This window comes from Flavobacterium commune (genome assembly GCF_001857965.1).
Classification (GTDB): domain Bacteria; phylum Bacteroidota; class Bacteroidia; order Flavobacteriales; family Flavobacteriaceae; genus Flavobacterium; species Flavobacterium commune.
The window spans coordinates 2435208-2451074 of the sequence record NZ_CP017774.1 but is presented as its reverse complement, the minus strand read 5'-3'; the positions used below and the strand labels follow the sequence as shown (position 1 = coordinate 2451074).

The 15867-nt window shown below is 34.4% G+C and carries 9 protein-coding genes; 5 read left to right on the top strand and 4 right to left on the bottom strand.

Features of this window, described 5'->3' with window-relative positions:
* Window positions 1-90: 90 nt before the first annotated feature.
* The 4 genes from BIW12_RS10295 to BIW12_RS10280 all read right to left on the bottom strand — a co-directional run bounded on the left by BIW12_RS10295 (window position 91) and on the right by BIW12_RS10280 (window position 6917).
* Window positions 91-1629 carry a RagB/SusD family nutrient uptake outer membrane protein gene (locus BIW12_RS10295; RefSeq protein ID WP_071185039.1) on the bottom strand — a complete coding sequence of 513 codons (1539 nt, stop codon included), beginning with the start codon at window positions 1627-1629 and terminating at the stop codon, window positions 91-93.
* 29 nt (window positions 1630-1658) lie between these two features.
* A complete protein-coding gene (locus BIW12_RS10290; protein ID WP_198033415.1) occupies window positions 1659-4979 on the bottom strand; it encodes a SusC/RagA family TonB-linked outer membrane protein in 3321 nt (1106 codons plus the stop codon).
* 99 nt (window positions 4980-5078) lie between these two features.
* A complete protein-coding gene (locus BIW12_RS10285; protein WP_071185037.1) occupies window positions 5079-6230 on the bottom strand; it encodes a FecR family protein in 1152 nt (383 codons plus the stop codon).
* Between the two features lie 102 nt (window positions 6231-6332).
* Window positions 6333-6917, bottom strand: coding sequence for an RNA polymerase sigma factor (locus tag BIW12_RS10280; protein WP_071185036.1), 585 nt, complete (start codon window positions 6915-6917; stop codon window positions 6333-6335).
* A gap of 338 nt (window positions 6918-7255) precedes the next feature.
* Between BIW12_RS10280 and BIW12_RS10275 the strand changes: the two genes are divergently transcribed.
* The 5 genes from BIW12_RS10275 to BIW12_RS10255 all read left to right on the top strand — a co-directional run bounded on the left by BIW12_RS10275 (window position 7256) and on the right by BIW12_RS10255 (window position 15672).
* Window positions 7256-9742, top strand: coding sequence for a DUF2339 domain-containing protein (locus tag BIW12_RS10275; RefSeq protein WP_071185035.1), 2487 nt, complete (start codon window positions 7256-7258; stop codon window positions 9740-9742).
* Window positions 9729-10961 (top strand): hypothetical protein, encoded by a 1233-nt coding sequence (locus BIW12_RS10270; RefSeq protein WP_198033414.1) that lies wholly within the window; start codon window positions 9729-9731, stop codon window positions 10959-10961. The genes BIW12_RS10275 and BIW12_RS10270 overlap by 14 nt, the downstream gene beginning before the upstream one ends.
* A gap of 80 nt (window positions 10962-11041) precedes the next feature.
* Window positions 11042-12061, top strand: a complete 1020-nt coding sequence (locus tag BIW12_RS10265; protein WP_071185033.1) for a LacI family DNA-binding transcriptional regulator — start codon at window positions 11042-11044, stop codon at window positions 12059-12061.
* Window positions 12062-12109: 48 nt separating this feature from the next.
* Window positions 12110-13099, top strand: coding sequence for an L-glyceraldehyde 3-phosphate reductase (gene mgrA, locus BIW12_RS10260; protein WP_071185032.1), 990 nt, complete (start codon window positions 12110-12112; stop codon window positions 13097-13099).
* A gap of 236 nt (window positions 13100-13335) precedes the next feature.
* Window positions 13336-15672, top strand: a complete 2337-nt coding sequence (locus tag BIW12_RS10255; protein WP_157499543.1) for a glycoside hydrolase family 2 TIM barrel-domain containing protein — start codon at window positions 13336-13338, stop codon at window positions 15670-15672.
* Window positions 15673-15867 lie beyond the last annotated feature (195 nt).

Below are 15867 nucleotides of genomic sequence, written 5' to 3'. Positions count from 1 at the left end.
AAAATTAAATTAAGATAAAAAACCCATGTATTTTAGAATAATCTAGGAACACATGGGTTTAACCAACTATTTATTAACCAAATTTATTACTTAATTCAAAGGGTAACCTGGATTCTGTTCCAGTTTTGGATTTGCAGTTCGCTGCTCCTGAGGAATAGGATATATACCTCTAAAAGTATCCGTTTGCGTTGTTTTGAATGCCCAGGTTCCTGTAAAATAAGTCCCAAAACGAATCATATCTCTTCTACGGTGACCTTCCCAAATCAATTCTCTAGCTCTTTCGTCTTCAATATTTTTCAAAGTCAAGCTTGATAAAAGAGACGCATTACTTCTACCTCTTACGGTATTTACTAAATTTAATGGTGTATCAGTGATTGTTGTAGTACCTCCTCTAAACAAGGCTTCGGCTTTTATCAATAAAATATCAGCATAACGTATTAAAACCAAGTCATTATCAGCATTAAAACCAGACCATGATGTTCCTATAGGAGTATATTTTAACACCTTGTAACCTTCATTATCCTCTGCGCTGATTAAACTCTGTACAGCAATTATATTTAATTGTGTTCCGTTTGGATATCTTAAAGGTGTAACACCATCTAAATAATATTGTGGTCCATATTCAATCAATGACTTACGGACATCCTGATTTTCATATCTGTCAAGAGCTTCCTGATAGGTACTGTAACCATTGGCCGGTGTAAAAGGCAAATTATATTTTAATTTATCTAATGCGTTTTGAGTATATAAAATAAATTGATTGTTTCCTGCATTCTGTGCTGGCGCAATAGAAAAAGAAGAAATTATCTCTGTTGAATTCTGCTCTTTAGTCGATTTGAAATTATCTACTACAGCTGCTTCCATTGAATATTTATTTGTGCTGATAATTTTATCACACATGGCAACAGCTTCAGTCCATTTAGGAGTTCCTGTATATACCTGAGCATTCAAATACATGGTTGCCAAAGCGCCATAAATAGCTTCTTTTGTAAACCTTGGATAATAACTTGCTTTGTTTACAGTTGTTATTGAAGGTAAATCTTCTATAGCGGCTAACATTTCTGTCTCAACAAAATTAAATATTTCCGCTCTGGGAGTAGTACCAGGCAAATTATTAGGATCTATTCTTGCCACAGTAACTAATGGTACATTACCCCAAAAATCCATTGCATAAAAATAACCATAAGCACGTAAGGCTCTTACCTCAGCAATTAATCCTTTTAAATTGGCACTATTTGGAGATGCCTGCAAACTTTCTAAAACAGCATTAGCCGTACCAATTTCCTGAAAAATATTTCTCCATGCTCTACCACAAGTAGCATTAGTTGGAGCTACAGTATGATTGATTATGTCAATATTGTTTTGATCAAACCATCCCCCGCTGGCTCTTCCTGGCACGATAAACTCATCGGTTCCAAATTCGGCAATGCGCCAAGGATCCCCAATATGAGCTACCTGAGACAAAGCCTGATAAACTCCCACTACAGAAGAAAGTGCCTCTGCTTCATTGTTATAATAAGTATCAGGAGACAAACTTCCGAATGTTTCCTCCTCTAAATTGGTACATCCCGGCAATAATAGTGAAACAGCAAATGAACACCATATTAATTTGATTATATATTTTTTCATAATAGTATTATTTTTAATTGAAGTTTAGTTTAGAAGGTTACACTTAATCCGGCACTTACTGTTTTAGCTTTTGGATAAGCTAAATAATCAACTCCAATAGGAGCAATTCCAGTACCAGAAACATCTGAATTAACCTCAGGATCTAAACCTGAATATTTAGTAAACAACAACAAATTCTGTCCCGTAATAAACAATCTTGCATTAGAGATTGCAGGCAAATTTTTAAGATTAATATCATAACCTAAAGTAACATTGTCTAATCTTACAAAAGAACCATCCTCAATCCATCTGGAAGAATATTGTTTAGGTTGCGTTCTTAAAACACCGCTTGAAACAGCTTCCTGCAATACATTTCGTCCAGGAAGATTACTTAAATACCCTAAATTATTAGCAGTTAAATTAAACACATCATTCCCAACAGATCCTCTAAAATTAAATCCTAATGAAAATCTCTTATAATTTAATGAATTGGTAATACCAAATGTAAAATCCGGTTGGGCACAACCAATAACTTTCATTTCAGGATCAATTATCTCAACACCATTTTCGATTCCTTTGAATTCTCTTCCGTAAAAAGTCCCCACAGGCAATCCCGGTTGTATAAGTTGGGCATAAATACCTGCTGTTAAGCCTTGTCCTTGCAATGGTGCAACCTGAATATTATCCCCTTTGTACAAGCTGTTAGAAAGACTTAATACCTTATTTCTATTTCTTGTATAGTTGATAGAAGTACTCCATGAAAAATCAGCTTTTTTAATGATATCGGCTGAAATCTCTAACTCAATACCTTTATTCTGTACACTTCCCACGTTTGCTAATTGGGTACTAACAGCTGTAGGCGAAGGCACCGGAATACGCAATAAAAGATCAGTAGTTTTTTTAACATAATAATCGATGCTTCCGCGAATTCTACCATCTAATATCGAATAATCGATACCCGTATTAAACTGTGCAGTTTGCTCCCATTTTAAATCCGGATTAGCATATTGCAATGGTAATACAGTGGTGATTCTTTGTCCTCCAACAATATATCCTGCTGAAGTAGCTCCCAATCTTGTAATGGAATTCAAATTTCCAATTTCCTGATTTCCTGTCACCCCATAACTGGTTCTGATTTTTAAATCAGAAATAGTTTTAGATTTAAAGAAATCCATATTAGAAACTCTCCATGCCAAAGACCCCGATGGAAATACCCCCCATTGATTTCCTGAACCAAATCGGCTTGAACCATCTCTTCTCACAGTTGCGGTTGCCAGAATAATATCATCAAAATTATAGTTTACCCTACCATACATCGAAATCAATTTATTACTTCCTTTAAAAGAAGTTACTCCTTGATTAGTACTGGCAGCCTGAAGGCTATACCATTTGAATTCATCTGATAAAAATCCTGATACGGCATTACGAATTCCTTCGTTTACAAAATATTGGTATGAATAACCCGCAATAGCATCTACACTATGCTTACCAAATGAGTCATTATATCTCAAAATAGTTTCTAATAACTTGCTGTAATCTTCTAGTTTTTGAACACTGGCATATCCGCCCATTCCTTCTCCCAGCGGATTGGATTTTTTAACATAGGAATTTCTGTTGATGGCCTGGTTAGTATAACCTAAGTTTACATTTACACTTAAAGGGTTTAAAATCTTATAAGTGGTGGATAAATTTCCTAAGAAACGATTATTGGTAACCTCATCTAAAACATCATTAGAAAAAGAAACCGGATTGATTCTATACGGAGGCACATGGTTGTATTTTCCATTGGCATCATAAATTGGATACGTTGGATTAAAGACATAGGATTCATAGTTAATACTTGTTCCTGCTTCACTTCCTACCGTATTTGACACCGGTGAATTATTAGAGAATGTTTGACCATAATTCACTCTAAAATCAAATGTAAGTTTATCATCAAGTGCGGAATGATTCACGTTGATTCTTGCATTAGCTCTTTCTAATTTAGAACCAATTAATACTCCTTCCTGATTACCATATCCTAAAGAAGCTCTGTATGCGGTTTTGTCTGAGCCACCTGAAAAAGATAAATTATAATCCTGTGTTTTTGCGGTTCTGTAAATTTCGTCCTGCCAATTGGTATTTCCACCTAAATCAGAAAAAGTCAAACCTAAATCGGTATTAATTTTTCTGTATTCATCAGCTGACAATACATCTAATTTATTTGAAACTGTAGCAATACCTCCGGTAACATCAAGACTCACTTTTAAATTTCCTGATTTTCCTTTTTTGGTTGTAATAACAATTACACCATTTGCTCCTCTTGAACCATAAATAGCTGTTGAAGAAGCGTCTTTCAAAACAGTTACCGATTCAATATCATTTGGATTAATGGTCATCAAAGGATTGGTTGGTTCCTGATCAAAAAAGTCAGTTCCATTCCCTCTGATATTTGCTGAACTCACTCCTGCCGAAGTAGAAATTGGCACACCATCAATAACATACAAAGGATCATTGGTTCCTGTTAAGGAAGTTCCTCCACGAATGATTACTGTATTAGATCCTCCTGGTTTACCACTATTCTGAGCAATTACAACACCAGCCATTTTTCCTTGAATAGCTTGCTGTGCGCTCAATTGCGGTCCTTTGTTAAAATTTTCTGATTTTACAGAAGAAACAGAACCCGTTAAATCTTTTTGTTTACTTGAACCGTAACCCACTACAACAACTTCTTCTAATTTTGCGGTTTCTGGCAGAAGTTGGAAATTGATTACTGACTGATTATTAATCTTTATTTCTTTGGTTCCATATCCTATAAATGATACAACCAAAACACTCTCATTTGATGGTACTTTTATTAAATATTTACCGTCAAGATCAGTCTGTGTGGCTATTTGAGTTCCTTTAACAAGAATACTTGCTCCCGGAATAGGCTGATTATTCTCATCGGTTATTTTACCGGACACTTTTATTTCCTGAACAGCTTTTTCTTTCGCTTCAATGGGCTTTTCTTTCGCCTCAATATTCAAAGCCTCTTTAATGATAATATTCTTATCAGCTGTTATTTCAAAATTCAAATTACGGGATTTAAAAATCGGAGCTAATAATTTAGAAATTTCAATGGTGCCTTTTTTCAATTGCACCTTTGGGGCATCTTTAAAAAAGTCGTTAGGATAAATAAAACTGTAATTGGTTTGCTTTTGAATTATTTTAAAAACTTCTTTGACCGAAACCAATTGATTTTCATCAATAGATATTTTTGCCTGCGAAAAGGTGGTTTCAGTATTGAAACTGAAAACGGTCGTACAAAATAGGATTAAAAATGTTTTCATCATAATCAATAGAAGCCGTTTTTGAAATTCAAAACGACAATTAATAGAATTAATTTTCATAGTTTTGTGGTTGTTAGTTGAACAATAGTTTAATTAATGTATAGGGAGGGAAGTAGTAAGGAAACCGCTAAATATCTAAACTACTAACCCTCTTTTTTTTTATTTCAGTATCAAGGTTTTATTTTTAAATTCATATTTCTTTATAATTCCGGAGTTTTTAATAGACCTCAAAATCTCATCAATATTTCTGTCTTTTATTAAAACTCCATTAAATTGCTCTTTTTTGATAGATTCGTTTTCAAAAACAACCTGAATATCATACCATCTCGATAACACTTTCATAATTTCATCAAGTGGCTTATCCTCAAAACTGAAAACACCATCTTTCCAGCATATTTCGCTATAGACATCTACCTTGGCTATTTTCACCTTGTTGGTCTTAAGGTCAAAATTGGCGCGTTGATTTGGAATTAAGTTTTGTTTGACATTATCAAATTGCATTTCGACCTTTCCTTCTACTAAAGTGGTAGAAATACTCGAATCGTCTTTGTATGCTTTTATATTAAATTCGGTACCTATAACATGGATTTCCTGAGCCTTTTGAGACACTGTAAAACCTGCCCCTTTATGAGCTGTACTTGGAGACACATCAAAGTAAGCTTCACCATAAACTAATTCTACTTCTCTGGTTTTTCCTTCTACAAAATTTACCGGAAATTTCAATTTGGTTTCTGAGTTTAACCAAACTTTTGTACCATCAGAAAGCGTGATGGCAAACTGCCCACCTCGTGGAATAGTCAAATAATTATACGCTACTTTTTTTGAAGCCGAATTGGATTTGTTGTACAACAACTCTTTTCCAGTGCTATTTACGTTTTTATTATTGTAAGTTTTACCTTTTTCTAAAACAACAGTGGAACCATCTTCCAAAGTTAACATCGCTTTATCAGTACCAACTTCTATTTTGTTAGGAACCGCTGCAACAACAGTATTTGTTTCTTGTTGATTAAAAAAAGCTGTAAATGTTATCAATACTGCTACTGATGCCGCTACAGCATATTTAAAGAAAGGTTTTTGATATAACGGAATTACTTTAGTTTCTTCTTTTTTATCGAAATCCAATTCTAATCGGATTTTTTCATGCATTCTTTGCTGCACATCTTCTTTGGATCCTAAATGAGCAGGCCAATTTTCGATTTCCTGATTATTTAAAAAGAAATTCAGTAGTTTGTCTAATTCCTCTTTCGTAATAGAACCATCGAGAAGTTTACTAACTAATTCTGAAAAATAGTGTTGGTGATTGAAACTCATTTGTTCGTTTTTTGTATGCTTATATAACTAAGTCTCCAAAAAAACGTTTCACACCTGCTCTATTTGTAATTATTTTTACTTTTTTTTACACATCTTATTTTTTTACTTTAAAAAAAGTGTGATAAACTCAATACTTACGGCTACTCCAAGCGATTCCTTTAAAATCTTTAAAGCTTTAGAAATATGGCCTTCAACCGTACGTTGCGAAATATTTAATTGCTCAGCAATCTCTTTATTAGACAACATATTCTCTCTGCTCAACTTATAAACCTCTTTGCATTTGTCCGGTAAAGTATCAATAATGGAATCTAAATGATGAATTAATTCTTCATGCATTAACTTGGTTTCTGGATTAGAAGTTTCAATTTTATTTTCAAAATTATCAAACAACTCGCCCTTTAGCATCTTTTTATTTTTATCAAAATGGTCATAAACTTTATACACAGTGCTAGTGTACAAATAACTTTTCAAAGAAACTTTTATCTGCAATTTCGCCCTTCTTTGCCATAGCGAAATAAACACTTCCTGAACTATATCCTCACATACCGATCTATCTTTAACAAGATTATAGGCCGCCAAATACATGATTTCCCAATATTCTTTATAAATAATCGTCAAAGCTTCTTCTTCGTTTTCCTGAAGACGCTTCACAAGATCTATGTCATTGTATTTATTTACAAATGCCATTTAAAATATGCTTTAAGGGTTAGTGGGTCAAATCTAAAAATAAATAATCAATTTTCGAATATCTTAAAATTTTAACATAATATTTTATCAAACAAAGAGAACAATCCCTACAAACATTAAAAAAATAGGGTTTTGAAAATTATTTTTATTTCTCAAAAAAATAGCATTCGTTGCCATCAACCAGAATAATAAGAACCAATTTAATTCTTTTATAAAAAACAATACACTAGCAAAAACGAATAAACCAACTTAAAAAAAGCAGCTAACATCAGAAAAAAATGACAGTTGATTTATAAATGTTACTATATTTACATTTCATTATTTTCAAAAAACCTGCTATGACTATTTTTTTATTGTTATTACTTTTTGGATTTTTATACTATATCAAAACCACTCTTGATTCAAAATTCGACGGACTTGAAGACAATTTAAGAGAATTGAGTCGGAAAATAGACCAACAAAAAGTAGTAGAAAAACTTCCTGAAAAACCAATTGCAACTCCTGAAGCTACAAAACCTCCAGTAGCTGTTGCAATCGAAAAACCAATAGCCCCTGTTCCTATTGAAAAGGAAACAATTCAGGAAAAAACAGAGAACGTTATTCAGCCAATAGAGACAGTTCCTACTCCAAAAACGGAAGAACCAAAACCAGCACCAAAATCATACATTCCTGTAGAACCTGAGAAAACTTTTTGGGAAAGATTCAGAGAAAACAATCCTGACTTAGAGAAATTTATTGGCGAAAACCTAATCAACAAAATCGGAATTTTAATTCTGGTTTTAGGCATTAGTTATTTTGTAAAATACGCTATCGACAAAGACTGGATTAACGAACCGGCCCGTGTGGGAATTGGTATGCTTGCTGGCGCATTAATACTGGGAGTTGCACATAAATTACGTAAAAAATATGCCGCCTTCAGCTCTGTTTTTGTAGCTGGTGCCATTGCTGTTTTCTACTTTACTATTGCTATTGCTTTCCACAGTTATCATTTATTTGGTCAAACCGTGGCATTCATCATTATGGTGCTTATTACCGTATTTAGTTCACTCATTTCACTTTCTTATAACCGAAAAGAGTTGGCTGTACTATCTCTAATTGGCGGATTTGCAGTTCCGTTTATGCTTAGCACGGGCGAAGGAAATTATGTGGTATTGTTTAGCTATATCCTCATTTTAAACATCGGGATTTTAGCGTTAGCGTATTATAAAAAATGGGGAATCATAAACATCTTGTCTTACTCCTTTACCGTATTGTTGTATGGCGGTTGGTTATTTAATGAACTCGATGAAAAAACACCGCATTATCTTGGTGGGTTAATTTTTGGATTTGCATTTTATTTTGTTTTCATACTCATCAACATTATCAACAATATTAGAACCAAAGGACTTTTTTCTGTAACAGAATTGAGTATTCTGGCCAGTAATAGCTTTTTGTTTTATGCTGCCGGAATGGTGATTTTAGAAAATTTCCATCCTGAACTTAAAGGAATATTCACCACCGCATTGGGATTATTGAATTTTACTTACGCCTGCTTTTTATACAAAAAAATGGGTCTGGACAAAACAGCCGTTTACTTATTGATTGGATTGACGCTTACCTTTATAACACTCGCTATTCCAATACAATTTGAAGGCAATTTCATTACTTTATTTTGGGCAGCAGAAGCCGTAATTTTATTATGGCTGGCTCAAAAATCAAAAATAAATTATTACCGATTTGCTTCAGTTATTGTTCAAGCCTTAATGACCATTAGCTTGTTGATGGACTGGAAAGCAATTTATCTATCTGATCTTACGTTACCAATTGTATTCAATAAAATATTCTTAACAGGTATTTTTGCCGTTGCTTCCTTATTTGCTTCCCATTATTTATTAAAAAACGAAGAAGAAAATCAACAGCAATTCGGAATCACTTTTAACCCAAAAGAGTACCGTTATTTTATAAGTATCATCGGAATTCTAATCGGTTATTTGGTTGGATTATTTGAAGTAAATTACCAGGCTAATCTTCATATCCAAGGAGTGAATTCGGCATTTACACTTCCTGTTACTTATCATTTCATTTTTAGTGTTTTTGTTTTCAACTATTTTTATAAAATCAAAAATACGGTTGCTAACCAACTTGCCAATATCCTAGCGATTATCAATATTGTATTGTTTACATTTTTCTTCTCTAACTATTCGTTTTACGAACACGAGCAATACATTACAACAGGAATTCATCAAAGAATCGGATTCTATTTGCACTATATTTCGTTAATTATTACGCTGTTTTTTGGCTATAAGCTGTACCAAATCAATTCTGAAAATCCAATATTTGAAATATTCCAAAAGAAATTTTTTATTTGGATTGCCGCATTTTTCATTGTCTATCTAGCCAGTACCGAATTAATGCTTCACGGATTGGTATTTTCAAATGTACCAGTTACAGCGCAGGATGTTCAATCTAGTCCGCTTTATAAAAATTACGCAGTAAGCAATTTGCAGTATCTAAAACAACAAATCGCTTTTGACCAAATACAACTCAGCCGAAACCAAATTATAAAAACAGCATATCCTATTTTATGGGGAATTCTGGCTTTTGTTTTCCTAATTATTGGAATTCGAAAACACATTAAAAACCTACGAATAGCGGCTTTAATCTTATTAGGAATTACCATTTTAAAATTATTTTTGTTCGACATCAGCAATGCTTCCGAAACTGGAAAAATAATTGCCTTTATCTTATTGGGAGTTCTAATTCTAATTATTTCATTTGTGTACCAAAAATTAAAAATATTGGTTCAGGATGATAATAAAAACCACGCCAACAATGAAACTGAATAAATTTTTAGCGTTTTTAATTCTGCTGCTTACCAATGGTATTTTGGCACAATCCAACACTACTGCAAAAATCAATGCTGTAGCCAAAAATGGTTTACATAAAATGAGTTTGCCTTCTGAAATTCGTTCTTTTTCGAAAGAAGATCTGAGTGATTTTAGAATCCTTGATCCCAATGGAACTGAAGTGCCTTATTATATTCTGCAAGGAAATATGGAAAGCAAATCCAGCTCTTTTTCGGAATTTAAAATACTTTCCAGAACGGCAATTCCAAAGAAAGAAACCACTATTATTTTCGAAAATGATAAAACATCTATTTCCGAAATCGCACTATCGATAAACAATTCTGACGTTAGAAAACCGTACAGCATCAGCGGTAGTAATGACCAAAAAGAATGGTTTGGATTAGTGAACAAAGCCGTTTTAAGCGAACTTGAAAATAGTGAAGCTGTTAGTGTTTTCAAGACCATTCCGTTGCCCCTTTCCTCCTATCGCTATTTAAAAATTGATTTAAACGACAGTATATCATTACCCATAAACATCTTAAAAATTGGCTACTTTACCCATAAAATCAATGCTGCCGATTTAATTGAAATTAAAACAAGTAGCATTAAAACAATGCAAATTCAGGCGCAGAAAAAAACGCTGATTCATGTTGCTTTTAAGTATCCACAAATTGTTAACCAAATTCATTTCACGGTATCCAATCCGAATTTATTCCAACGCAATGCCCGAATATTTGTCAATAAAAAAACGGTTATAAAACACAAAACCAAAAGCTATCAAGAAACGCTTTCCAATTTCGAATTAAATTCCAATCAAAAGAACATCTTTACCATTCAGCAGCTTTTCGAAAAAGATTTTTTTATCGAAATTGAAAATCACGACAATCAACCTTTGACTTTTGCTAAAATTCAGTTTTTCCAAAATCCAATTACTGTAATTGCCGATTTGAAAGCCAATGAAACCTACAACATACAAACAGGAAATCCAAAACTTAATCAGCCAGAATACGATTTAGAAAACTTCAAAAACAACATTAATACTGATTTACCTGAAGCTACAATTCATGACATCCAACATCTTACTGCTAAAGAAAACAAAATCAAAACCCAGTCTTTTTGGCAACAAGCCTGGTTTATGTGGCTTTGCATTGGCTTAGGTGGAATTGCAATTGTGTTTTTTACTGCTAATTTGGTAAAGGACATGAAAAAGCATTCGTAAACAACAATCTACAAAATTTAACTTACTTCAATTTCGCTATTTCAAAATAAAATTCTATTTTCGTAAACGATTACGGAAATATGAAGAATAAAATAACCATTAGCGATATTGCCAAAGAATTAGGAATTGCTCCTGCAACGGTTTCCCGTGCCTTAAGCAATCATCCTGAAATAAGTGCCAGTACGAAGAAAAAAGTAAAAGCAGTCGCCGAACGTTTGGATTATATGCCCAACAAAATAGCTTCATCCCTACGTTCTGGAAAAACAAAACTGATTGGTGTTTTAATTCCAACAGCCGAACACTTATTCTTTGGATCTGTAATTCATGGCATTTCAAATTTAGCGAGTCAACATGGCTATGATGTTTTGATCTATCAATCGAATGAATCGGAAGAATTTGAAAAAAAGGGAATTGACACTTTTATTGGTGCCAGAGTCGATGGCATTCTGGTTTCCATTTCTAAAAACACCACTAATTTCTCTCATTTCAAATCGGTTAAAGAGAAAAATATTCCGATTGCTTTTTTTGACCGAACCAATGACGATTTAGAAATTTCTTCGGTTTGTATTGATGATTATTTGGGTGCATTTATGGCAACCGAATCCCTTATAAAATCAGGATACAAAAGGATTGCACACATTTCCGGACCGCAGCATATCAAAGCTTTTTCGGAAAGAATTAGAGGTTACAAAGCTGCATTGGAACAATACAATATTCTTTTTGACAACAACTTAATTTACAACGGAGACATCAGCATTGAAGCAGGAAGAATAGGTGCAGCTTATTTTTTAAATTTAGAAAATAAGCCGGATGCTATTTTTGCCGTGGAAGATTTTACCGCTCTTGGCGTTTTAAAAGAATTAAAAGAAAGAGCAATTCAGGCTCCTAATGAGTTTGGAGTCATTGGTTTTTGCAATGACTTATTTGGGGAACACATCACTCCTTCTCTATCTACTGTGGATCAAAAAACAGTACAAATGGGCGAAGAAGCCTTCCATCTTATTTACGAGTTAATTTCGAAAAAAGGAGAAAAAACAAACCATCAAAAAAGAATACTGACTCCAACATTAATCACAAGAGAGTCTTCCAAAAGAGAATAAAAAAAATTTAATAATCACCGTAAACGATTACGAAAAAATAACAAAAATATGACATATCAACCAGCAGCAAACCGATACGATAAAATGGAATACCGCAGATGTGGAAATTCAGGATTGAAATTATCTGCATTTTCATTAGGACTTTGGCACAACTTCGGAGAAAACAGTGATTTTGAAAACAGCAGAAACTTAATTAAAACTGCTTTTGATAATGGAATTACCCATTTTGATTTGGCTAACAATTACGGTCCGCCTCCAGGTTCGGCTGAAACATGTTTAGGAAAAATTTTTAAATCAGATTTTAAAAACTACAGGGACGAAATGATTATTTCGTCTAAGGCCGGTTATACGATGTGGGACGGACCTTATGGCGATTGGGGTTCGAAAAAATATTTGGTTTCCAGTTTAGACCAAAGTTTAAAAAGAATGGACTTGGAATATGTCGATATTTTTTACCACCATAGACCTGATCCGGAAACGCCTTTAGAGGAAACCATGGCAGCTTTGAATTTGATTGTTCAACAAGGAAAAGCTTTGTATGTGGGTATTTCAAACTATCGTCCGGCCGAAGCTGAAAAAGCATTTAAAATATTAAAAGAAATGGGAACTCCTTGCCTGATTCACCAGCCAAAATATTCAATGTTTGAGCGTTGGGTAGAAGACGGACTTTTGGATTTATTGGGTAAAGAACAAGTAGGTTGCATTCCGTTTTCTCCATTGGCACAAGGCTTATTGACTGACAAATATTTGAACGGAATTCCAGCCGATTCCAGAGTAGCCACCAGCGGACAATTCCTAAAAGCAGATCATATTACTCCTGAAAGAATTGAAAAAATTATAGCGCTTAATAACATTGCCAAAGAAAGAGGACAAAAATTAGCACAAATGGCATTGGCCTGGATTTTACGTGATGAGCGAATAACATCGGTATTAATTGGTTCCAGCAAACCGGAGCAAATTATAGATTCTATTAAAGCTTTGGAAAACACCAATTTCAGCACGGAAGAATTAGAAAAAATCAATTTGATTTTAAAATAAGATCCGCCTGTTTGCTAACGAATTAAACTGCCACGGAGCTGAGCCCACGAGGTATTAAAAAACAACCGCAGATTCGCAGATTATAATATGAAAATCGCGAATCTGCGGTAAAAAACGAAGCAAAGCTCCGAGGAATTAAACCTAAAGAGATTAAATAAAAAAGACCACAGACCTGTTTGCCATTCTCTGTAATTGGCAGAAGAAACGTAAAATAAACCAACTTAAACACCATAAAAATGAAGAATCCAAAAAACATAAAAGCCTACAGCCTTTTATTCTTTTTAGCTTTTGCCACGACAATTTTAGCTCAAGGGAGACAAACCATCAATTTTGATGCGAACTGGCAATTTACAAAAGGAGAAATAGCCGGTGCTGAAAAACCAGAGTTCAACGATAAAAGCTGGAGAAATCTTGACGTGCCTCACGATTGGAGCATTGAAGGTCCTTATGACCGTGAAAATCCAACAGCACGTGGCGGTGGTTATTTGCCTGCCGGGATTGGTTGGTATCGCAAAACCTTTAAGGTTGACGCTGCCGATGCCAATAAATTATTCGCTATCGAATTTGATGGTGTTATGGCTAATAGTGACGTTTGGATCAACGGAAAACATTTAGGAAAACGTCCTTATGGCTACATCAGTTTCAGTTATGATTTGACACCTTATTTGAACTTTGGAAAAGATAAAACCAACACCATTGCAGTTAGAGCTGACAACACTATCCAACCCGCTTCACGCTATTATACAGGTGCGGGAATTTATCGTCATGTGCGTTTAGTTGCAGTAAATAAAACACATTTTAAACATTGGGGAACACAGATTACAACTCCTAATCCTACTGCAAAAAAAGCAGTGGTAAGTATCAAAACCGAAATAGAAAATAAAGGGGCTTCCGGAATTTATAAATTACAAATTGAAGTTATAGATAATACTGGAAAAGTGGTAAAATCCAGCGAAAGCCAGGAAAATATTTCAGCCAATAAAACCAACGAATTATCAAAGGAAATTGAAATTCTAAATCCTAAATTATGGGATATTGAAGCGCCCAATTTATATACGGTGAATACCAAATTGTATTCAGGGAAAACACTTATCGACAATCAGACGATTACTATTGGAATCAGAAACGCCGAATTTAGAGCCGAAACTGGTTTTTGGTTAAACAATAAAAATTATAAAATAAAAGGAGTTTGTCTGCATCATGATGGTGGAGCCGTTGGAGCAGCAGTTCCGCTTGGCGTTTGGAAAGAGCGCTTGCAAAAATTAAAAGAAGTGGGCGTAAACGGAATTCGTACTTCGCATAATCCTGTAGCGCCAGAATTTCTTGATTTGTGTGACCAAATGGGATTTGTAGTTATGGATGAAACTTTCGATACCTGGACGGCAGCCAAACACAATGGTGAAAAAGGATATAATTTATATTTCAAAGAATGGTGGGAACAAGACACCAAAGACATGATTTTAAGAGACCGAAATCATCCATCGATTGTGATTTATAGCATTGGAAACGAAATTCATGATGATTTAAGCTATCCGGAAGGTTACAAAAAATACAAGATGCAGGAAGATGTCGTAAAGAAATACGACAACACCCGACCTGTAACGATGGCGCTTTTTAGACCTAACGTTTCTAAGGTATATGACAATGGTTATGCTGCACAGATGGAAATTGTAGGTCAGAATTACCGTGAAAACGAACTAATTGCAGCTCATGAAGCACATCCAGACTGGAAAGTTATTGGTACCGAAAACACCCATGTATTGAATCAATGGCTGGCTTTAAGAGACAAGCCGTATATGGCAGGACAATTTTTATGGACCGGTTACGATTACCTAGGCGAAGCCGACTGGCCAGAAACGACGAACAATCAAGGTTTGTTTGACAGAGCTGGAAACTGGAAGCAACAATCGTTGCAAAGAGACAGCTGGTGGTCTTCAGAACCTGTGGTGCATATTGTTAGAAAATCAGATAATGCGGGTGCCGGTTTCTGGGTTTCCGATTGGACCCCGAGCGACTTTGATACCTATGATAATGCCAAAGTAAATGTGTACAGTAACTGCGAAGAAGTAGAACTTTTCCTGAACGATAAATCATTAGGTTCTTTGAAAAAACCAGCTGACGATTCACCAAGAGAATGGAATGTTACTTTCGAAGAAGGAACAATAAAAGCTATTGGAAAAAACAACGGAAAAGTGGTAACTCAGGAAGAACACACTTCTGCGGGAAAGCCTGCCAAAATCATTTTAACGCAAAGCAAAAGCACAGTTGCTAACAACTGGGACGATGTCACTTTTATTACCGCAACTATTGTGGACGAAAAAGGAATTAGATGTGCCAATGCGGATAATCTAATCCAATTTTCTATTACTGATTCAGGTAAAATTATTGCTGTTGACAATGGAAACATCATCAACCACGATGGTTACCAAGGTCAAAAAACAAGAGCTTATCAAGGAAAAGCCATTGCGATTATTAAAGCCACTAAAGACAGCGGAAGCATTTCAATAAAAGCAGATGTTGATGGTTTGACACAAGGAGCAACAACGCTCAGTATTGTTACTGAAAAGAAATAATACTATTTCATTTTTTATACTCTAAAAGTACAGTGCAAGCTGTACTTTTTTTGTTTTTAGAAGAAGTTTTAAATTTAATTTTTAAGCATTATTTATCATTAAACTTTACTGCAACTATGTATGGAGTATGTATGGAGTATGTATGGGGTTGACACGTGCATTAAAAAAGCAAATAAATAAACACATACATCCTTA